Source organism: Salipiger sp. HF18, from assembly GCF_011806505.1.
In the GTDB taxonomy this organism is placed as follows: Bacteria; Pseudomonadota; Alphaproteobacteria; order Rhodobacterales; family Rhodobacteraceae; genus Salipiger; species Salipiger thiooxidans.
Map to the genome: position 1 here is coordinate 1 of NZ_JAATOS010000363.1, position 4,068 is coordinate 4,068.

At 68.7% G+C, this 4,068-nt stretch carries 3 protein-coding genes and 1 riboswitch; all 3 genes read left to right on the plus strand.

Annotated features, from left to right (window positions below):
- A partial coding sequence (katG, locus tag HC022_RS20530; RefSeq protein ID WP_167453652.1) for a catalase/peroxidase HPI occupies nucleotides 1–1,752 on the plus strand: 1,752 nt, incomplete at its 5' end.
- Between the two features lie 173 nt (nucleotides 1,753–1,925).
- On the plus strand, nucleotides 1,926–2,276 hold the full coding sequence (locus HC022_RS20535; protein ID WP_167453653.1) for a hypothetical protein: 351 nt from the start codon (nucleotides 1,926–1,928) through the stop codon (nucleotides 2,274–2,276).
- A 103-nt stretch (nucleotides 2,277–2,379) separates the two neighbouring features.
- Nucleotides 2,380–3,732, plus strand: a complete 1,353-nt coding sequence (locus tag HC022_RS20540; RefSeq protein WP_008883698.1) for a PepSY domain-containing protein — start codon at nucleotides 2,380–2,382, stop codon at nucleotides 3,730–3,732.
- Nucleotides 3,733–3,860: 128 nt separating this feature from the next.
- Nucleotides 3,861–4,053: riboswitch (cobalamin riboswitch) on the plus strand.
- Nucleotides 4,054–4,068: the final 15 nt, after the last annotated feature.

Genomic DNA, 4,068 nt, shown 5'->3' on the forward strand with positions numbered 1-4,068 from the left:
AAGAAGAAGTACGGCAACAGGATCTCCTGGGCCGACCTGATGATCCTGTCGGGCACCATCGCCTATGAGGTGGCCGGCCTGAAGACCTTCGGCTTCGCCTTCGGTCGCGAGGACATCTGGCACCCCGAAAAGGACGTCTACTGGGGCGCCGAGAAAGAATGGCTCGCGCCCTCCGACGGCCGCTACGAGAGCGTCGACGATCCCTCGACCATGGAAAACCCGCTTGCCGCCGTGCAGATGGGGCTGATCTACGTGAACCCCGAGGGCGTCAACGGCAACCCCGACCCGCTGAAGACGGCCGCGCAGGTGCGCGAGACCTTCGCCCGGATGGCCATGGACGACGAGGAAACCGCCGCGCTGACAGCGGGCGGCCATACCATCGGCAAGTGCCACGGCAACGGCGACGCGGGCTTCCTCTCGGCCGATCCCGAGATGGCGGGCGTCGAGTATCAGGGCATCGGCTGGATGAATACCAAGGGCCGCGGCGTCGGCCGTGACACCGTGGTGTCCGGCATCGAGGGCGCCTGGACCAGCGAGCCCACCAAGTTCGACATGGGCTGGTTCGACATGCTCTTCGGCCACGAGTGGGAGCTCAAGAAGTCGCCCGCCGGTGCCTGGCAGTGGATGCCGGTCTCGATCGACGAAAAGGACATGCCGGCGGACGTCGAGGACCCCTCGATCAAGACGATGCCGATCATGACCGACGCCGACATGGCGATGAAGATGGACCCGGCCTACAACGCGATCTGCCAGAAGTTCATGGCGGACCCGAAGTACTTCGAGGACACCTTCGCCCGCGCCTGGTTCAAGCTGACCCACCGCGACATGGGCCCCAAGGCCCGCTACTTCGGCCCGGATGTGCCCTCCGAGGACCTGATCTGGCAGGATCCGATCCCCGCCGGCTCGACCTCCTACGACGTCGCCGCTGTGAAGGCCAAGATCGCCGCCGCCGGGCTGTCGCTCACCGACATGGTCTCGACCGCATGGGACAGCGCCCGCACCTACCGCGGCTCGGACATGCGCGGCGGTGCCAACGGTGCGCGCATCCGTCTCGCGCCGCAGAAGGACTGGGAGGCCAACGAGCCCGCCCGTCTTGCCGCGGTGCTGGCCAAGCTCGAGCCGATCGCGGCCGAGACCGGTGCCTCTGTCGCCGACGTGATCGTTCCGGCGGGCAACCTCGGCATCGAGCAGGCCGCCAAGGCGGCGGGCTTCGACATCGAGGTGCCTTTCGCGCCGGGCCGCGGTGACGCGACCGACGAGATGACAGATGCGCCCTCCTTCGACTCGCTCGAGCCGCTCGCCGACGGGTTCCGTAACTTCCAGAAGGCCGATTACGTGGTGAGCGCCGAGGAAATGCTCCTCGACCGCGCACAGCTGCTCGGCCTGACGGCGGCGGAGATGACCGTGCTGCTCGGCGGCATGCGCGCCATGGGCACCAACTACGGCGGCTCGAAGCTGGGCGTGTTCACCGACCGCGAGGGCGCGCTGACCACGGACTTCTTCGTGAACCTGACCGACATGGCCTACAGCTGGGTCCCGGTCGCGGACGGCACCTACGAGATCCGCGAGCGCACCACCGGCGCGGTGAAGTTCACCGCCTCGCGCGTCGATCTGGTGTTCGGCTCGAACTCGGTGCTGCGCGCCTATGCCGAGGTCTACGCCCAGGACGACAACGCTGAGAAGTTCGTGAAGGACTTCGTGGCGGCCTGGACCAAGGTGATGAACGCCGACCGCTTCGACATCGCGGCCTGACGACGGCGCGCCGGGGCACCTGTCCCGGCAGCTTCAAGCAACATCGGACCCCGCATGGCGCTGGCCGTGCGGGGTCTTTTCATGGCCAGACGGGGCAGGGCGCGCTGCGCCGATGCGCCGCACGGCTGCGAACGCCGCTTCCGATGCCGCCCGCGCCGTGGCATAGCGAGGGGATGCTGCAGCGCCTCCTGTCCCTCTTGCCGGCCGTCCTGCTTGCTGTCGCCCTCGCGGCGACCGGCGTGAGCTCGGCCGGGATGATGGCGCCGGATGCGGATGCCGTGGCCTTCGCGCAGTTCGAGCACGCCCATGGCGCCGTGCAGGGCGATCTCTGCGGCAAGAGCGGTGGCCACGATCACCACTGTCCCTTCTGTCACGGCCTGCCCGAGGCGGCGCTGCCGCAGCCGGAGGACGCGCAGAGCCTGCTGCTGCCGCATGACGGCTGGCGGCGGATGCGCGACCTGCATCGTGCGGCCCAGGCCCGCAACCCCAGTCACGCGCCGAGAGCCCCTCCGCAGCGCGCCTGACGGCATCCCGCCGTCCCCGCGACCGGAACCCGGCCCACGGCGCCCCGCCGCCGGGCCTCTCTCGTATCGCCCGCGCCTGACGCGGGCCCATCGGACTGGACACATGACCGAAACCCCCAACCGCGCGGCCGGTGCCGCGCTCTATCGCGCTGTCTGGCGCTGGCATTTCATCGCCGGGCTGGTGATCCTGCCCTTCGTGCTGATCCTCGCCGTCACCGGCGGCATCTATCTCTTCAAGGACGAGATCAACGACGCCGCCTACACCCGGCTGCGCCTCGTCGAGGCGGGCAGCACGCAGCTTGCGCCGTCGCAGATCACCGCCGCGGCCCTCGAGGCGCATCCCGGCACGCTCTATTCCTACGCACCACCCGCCGCCGCCGACCGCAGCGCCGCGGTCGGCATCCGTGGCGAGGACGGGCTCAAGGATACCGTCTACGTCGATCCCTACAGCGGCACGGTGCTCGGCCATCTCTGGGACGGCGGAGCCGCGGGCAGCCCCGCCATGTACGTGGTGCGCAAGCTGCACTCGCTGGAATACGTCGGATGGTTCGGCAACCGCCTGATCGAGCTCGCCGCGGGCTGGATGGTGCTGCTCGTCGGCACCGGCATCTACCTGTGGTGGCCGCGCGGGCGAAAGCTCGGCACGGTCTCGATAAAGGCCAGCCGCGGCCGCCCGTGGTGGCGCGACCTGCACGCGGTGACGGGGATCTACACCGGCGCCTTCATCGTCTTCCTCGCCATGACCGGCCTGCCGTGGTCCGGCGTCTGGGGCGGCAAGTTCTACGACTACGCCTATGCGCTGGGGCTGGGCATGCCGGACGGCTACTGGTCGGGCAAGCCGGTCTCGACCGTGCCCGTGGGGGACGTCGTGAACCGCGCGCCGTGGATCATGGAGAAGCAACCGCTGCCGCTGTCGGGCGACTCGGCGGGCGTGCCGCAGGCGCTCGACTCGGTGGTGGCCACGGTCGAGGGGCTGGGACTCGTGCCGGGCTACGCGGTGTCGATGCCGAACGGTCCCGATGGCGTGTTCACCGCCTCGGTCTATCCCGACGACATCTCGGACGAGCGGGTGATTCACCTCGACCAGTACAGCGGAGAGGTGCTGTATGACGCGGGTCTCGCGGATCTGGGCGCGCTCGGATGGGCGGCGGAGTGGGGCATCAGCATCCACATGGGGCAGGCCTGGGGCCTCGCGAACCAGCTCGTACTGCTGGCGGCCTGCGCGGCCATGGTGATGCTCTGCGTCTCGGCCGCGATGATGTGGTGGAAGCGCCGCCCGTCGGGCGCGCTCGGCGTGCCGCAGGTGCCGGCGGACTGGCGAATCCCGCGAACGCTGCTTCTGATGGCAGTGGCGGCGGGGATCTTCTTCCCGTTGGTCGGTTTGTCGATGCTTGTGCTTGCCGCCGTCGAAATCGTGGTGCATTTGTCACGTCGCAGGCGCCTGCGCGCGGCCTGAGAACAGGGCTGCCCGGCAGCCCTGCCGGGCGCCTTCCGCCGCCGCAAGGCCGGGCAGGGCGGCCCACTCCTTCACCAAAATTCCGGCTTTTCAGAAACACCATGTTGACGTCCCTGCACGTGTCGTATCTAAATGTAGGTGCTTCAGGTGTCGGGGGAGTCGCCTCCTCCGGTGAAGAGGGAAGCCGGTGAAACTCCGGCGCTGCCCCCGCAACTGTCAGTGGAGAGCACGGCCCAAGATGCCACTGGGATCATCCCGGGAAGGTGGGCCGCTGCGGTGATCCGCGAAGTCAGGAGACCTGCCTGAAGCATGGATTTGACCGCGAACGGAGGGTTC